This is a genomic window from Azospirillum formosense (genome assembly GCF_013340925.1).
Classification (GTDB): Bacteria; Pseudomonadota; Alphaproteobacteria; order Azospirillales; family Azospirillaceae; genus Azospirillum; species Azospirillum formosense.
In genome coordinates, this window is record NZ_WHOR01000396.1 from 1 (window position 1) to 3898 (window position 3898).

The 3898-nt window shown below is 73.1% G+C and carries 2 protein-coding genes; one reads left to right on the plus strand and one right to left on the minus strand.

Annotated elements, in window-relative coordinates; genetic code table 11:
* Positions 1-177 precede the first annotated feature (177 nt).
* The gene (locus tag GBZ26_RS28025) at positions 178-2718 is read left to right on the plus strand and encodes an ABC transporter permease (protein WP_174441609.1); all 2541 of its coding nucleotides are present in this window, start codon (positions 178-180) and stop codon (positions 2716-2718) included.
* Positions 2719-2730: 12 nt separating this feature from the next.
* On the opposite strand, the gene GBZ26_RS28030 is transcribed toward GBZ26_RS28025, so the two are convergent.
* On the minus strand, positions 2731-3789 hold the full coding sequence (locus tag GBZ26_RS28030) for a serine hydrolase domain-containing protein (protein ID WP_174441610.1): 1059 nt from the start codon (positions 3787-3789) through the stop codon (positions 2731-2733).
* Between the last annotated feature and the right edge of the window lie 109 nt (positions 3790-3898).

A 3898-nucleotide genomic window follows, 5' to 3' on the forward strand; every position in this document is an offset into this window, starting at 1 on the left:
GGGAGAGGGATTGGGCGCCGAAGGCGCCGGGTGAGGGTCGTACGAGGATCAGAGCGCTGATTCTCGGCTTCACCCTCACCCTTCCCACGCTTCGCGTGGGGCCCTTCCCTCTCCCGGGACGGGAGAGGGAGGTTGCAGGCAACGGAACCGGTTGCCGGCCGGCGGGACCTTCACGATATGTCCGCCATGACTCATCTGCGCATCGCGTTGCGGCTGGCTTGGCGGGACCTGCGGGGCGGCGTCGCCGGACTTTGGATCGTCGTCCTCGGGGTGGCGCTGGGAACGGCCATGATGGCCGCCGTCGGCTCGCTGAGCGGCGGCGTGCTGGAGGGAATGCGGGCCACCGCGCGCGAGGCGGTCGGCGGTGACCTCTCGCTGCGCCTGTTCCACGCGCCGGCGACGCCGGAGCAGCGGGCCGTCCTCGGCACGTTGGGCAGGGTCGGCGAGACGGCGGAGTTGCGTCCCGTCGCCTCAACGGTGACCGGCAGCGCCCGCGCCCTGGTCGAGCTGAAGGCGGTCGAGGAAAGCTACCCGCTGGTCGGCGCGACGACGGTGTCCGGCGCCCCGTCCCTGAACAACGCGCTGGCCCACCGGGACGGGCGATGGGGGGCGGCGGTGTCCGCCGACCTCCTCGATGCGCTGGGACTTTCCCTCGGCGGCCGGCTGCGGCTCGGGGCCGCCGAGGTCGCGGTCCGCGCCGTGCTGGAGCATGAGCCGGACCGGGCTTTCCGCGCCTTTTCCCTCGGTCCGCGCGTCGTCATCGACCGCAGGGCGCTGGACGCGACGGGCCTTGCCGAGCCGGGGATGCCCGTCTACTGGTATTATCGCCTCCTCCTGCCGGAAACGGTCCGGTCCGACGCCGTCCTGCGCGATCTGGAAGAGCGCTTCCCCGACGCCGGATGGCGGATCGTCGATGCCTCACACGGCATTCCGGGCGTGGACCGCACCGTCCACCTCGCCCGCGCGCTGTTCCTTCTGGGAGCGCTGTCCATTCTGCTGGTTGGCGGCGTCGGCGTCGGCCGGGCGCTGTCGGCGCATCTCGCCCGGCGGCTGCCGGTCCTCGCCACGCTGAAGGCGCTGGGCGGCTCGCCACGCCTTCTCTTCACCGCCTTCCTGTTGCAGACGCTGGCTGTGGTCGGCGTGGCGCTGGTGATCGGCGTGACGACCGGCGCTGCGCTGGCTGCCATAGCGGTCAACGCCCTGCCGCTCGACTGGATGCCGGAGACGGGCGGCGCCGTCGATCCGGCGGCCTTGCTGCTGGCGGGGGCGGTCGGGCTGCTGGCGGCCCTGCTCTGCGCCGTGCCGCCGCTGGCCCGCGCCGCCGGGACCAGCCCTGCGGCGATCTGGCGGGGGGCGGTGGATGGATTGTCCCGGCCCTTGGGCTGGCGGCCCCGTGGCGCGGTCGCGCTGCTCGGGCTGGCGCTCGCCGGTCTGCTCATCGCCTGGACAGGCATGCCGCTCGCGGTCGCCGGCTTCCTGCTCCTCGCCGGGCTGGTGGCGGCGGGCTTTGCGCTGCTGGGGCGTGGGCTCGCTGGTATGGCACGCCGGCTGGCGCACGGACGGCGACCGGTGATGCGTCTGGCCGTCGCCAACCTCGGGCGGCCCGGTGCGCCGACGGTCCCGGTGGCCGTGGCGTTGGGCATCGGTCTGACCCTGCTGGTGGCGGTCGGCGTGGTCGGAGGGTCGGCCACCGGCCATGTCGCGGCGACCCTGCCGGCGCAGACGCCCTCCGTCGTCGTGCTGAACATTCCCCCGCCGGAGGGCCCGCGCTTGAGTGAATATCTCACCGCCCTGCCCGGCGTCGGGCGGGTCGAGACGGCGCCTTTCCTGCACGCCAGGATCAGCCGCCTCGACGGCGCCGCCATCACCGAGGCGAATGCCCCGCGCTCCGTCGGCTGGGCGGTGCGCGGCGACCGCGGCCTGTCCTGGCGCGCCCGCCCCGCTACCACCGACCGGATCGTCGCGGGGAGCTGGTGGCCCGAGGGCTATACCGGCCCGCCGCTCGCCTCGCTGGACGCACAGGTCGCCCGCCGGCTGGGGCTGGCGGTGGGGGACAGTCTCACGCTGGCCCTGGCGAGCGGTCCGGTGACCGCGACGATCGCCAACCTCCGGCGCATCGACTGGACGCGGCTGGACCTGGATTTTCCGGTTCTCCTCTCCCCCTTCCCCGAACCGCCGCCGCACAGCCTCGTCGCTGCCGTCTGGTCCTCGCCCAAGGCGGTTCCGGCGGTTGAAGCGGCGGTGACGCAGGCCGTCCCGCAAGCCCCCACGATCCGCGTGGCGGCGGTCCTGGACACGCTGGGTTCGACCGTCCAGACCGTGCGCCGGCTGCTGGATGGCCTGTCCGCCGTCGCCCTCGGCGCGGCGGCCGTGGTCCTTCTCGGCGCCATCGCCAGCAGCGCCCGGCGGCGGCTTCAGGAGATGGCGATCCTGCACGCCCTCGGGGTCGGACGGCGTTCGATGGTCCAGGCGGTGGTGCTGGAATTCGTCCTCCTGGGCGCCGCGGTCGCCGCGGTCGCGGTGCCGCTCGGCTGGGTCGGCGGCGCGGCGGTGGTCGCCAGCCTAGCCGACGGCGCTCCCCTGCCTGGAGGCGCTGTTCCCCTGGCCGCCTTCCTCGGGACCGTTGCCGCGATGGCCGCGGTCGGGGCCGTGCTGGTGGCCTGGCTGCCGCGACGGGACGTGATGCGTCGGTTGCGCAGCGGGACGCTGTCCGCCTGACCCGCCACTTCGTCAGGCCATCTCCGCCGCCGGGATGATGTCGTCGGTCAGCAGGGCGTTGAGCAGACCGACATGCCCATCGGAGCGCGCCGGGCGGGTGGGGTCGGAGGTGACGACGACGGTCAGCCCCAGGCCGGGCACGACATAGAGCATCTGCCCGCCATAGCCACGCGCGTAGGCGATGCGGTGCCCCTTCGCCGTGGCGAGGAACCAGCCGTATCCGTAGTCGTCGCCGGAGAAGGGGGAGCGCGTGCGCGGCACCCAGGACGCCTCCACCCAAGCGGCGCTGATGACCGGCTGTCCGTTCCAAAGGCCGCCTTGCCGCCACAACTCGCCGAAACGGAAGAGGTCGAGCGGCGACAGCGCCATGTTGTTGCCGCCGAGATAGAAGCCCTGCGGATCGCGCGTCCAGGACGGCACCTCGATGCCCAGCGGCTCGCCCAGCCATTCCCGCGCCAGGGACAGCAGGCTGCGCCCCGACGCGCTGGACAGCGCCGCGCCCAGCAGATGGTAGCTCCCGGTTGAGTAAAGCATCCGCGCCCCCGGCTCGGTGACGAAGGGACGGCGCAGCGCGTCGACGACCCAATTGCGGCTGTTGATCCAGCGGCCGTAGCCCGGCCCGGAGGTCGGCTCCAGACCGGCCTGCATGGTCAGAAGGTCGGCGATGGTGATCCGGCGCACCCGTGGATCGACGCCCGCCGGTACCAGTCCCGGCGCCGCCTCGGCCAACGGCACATCAACGCCACGCAAGACCCCGCGGTCGATGGCGATGCCGGCGAGCGAGGCGGCGATGGTCTTGGACACCGACTTGACGTTGACGGCGCGGTTCACCGCCGGCCCTCGGAAGGCCTCCGCCGACACCACCGCGCCGTTCCGCCCGATGACCAGCGCGTGGATCTGGTCGAGCCCCGCCGCCCGTTTGACCGCCCGGTCCAGCAGAACCGGATCGAACGCGGTCCCGGCCGCGGGTTGGGCAGCAAGCAGAGGGCGCGTCAGCGCGCAGCCAAGGGACGCGGCGGTAGCGGCGAGGACGGTGCGGCGGCCGAGCCGGTACGGCGGTATCGAGGTCATCCCGGTTATGTGGTCCCGCTTCGGTGTCATCCAAGATTGCCACAGACATGCCGGTGTGACTTTGTCCCACCCAGCGCCGCACACGCCGCTTGCCTCCCCACCCCATGAG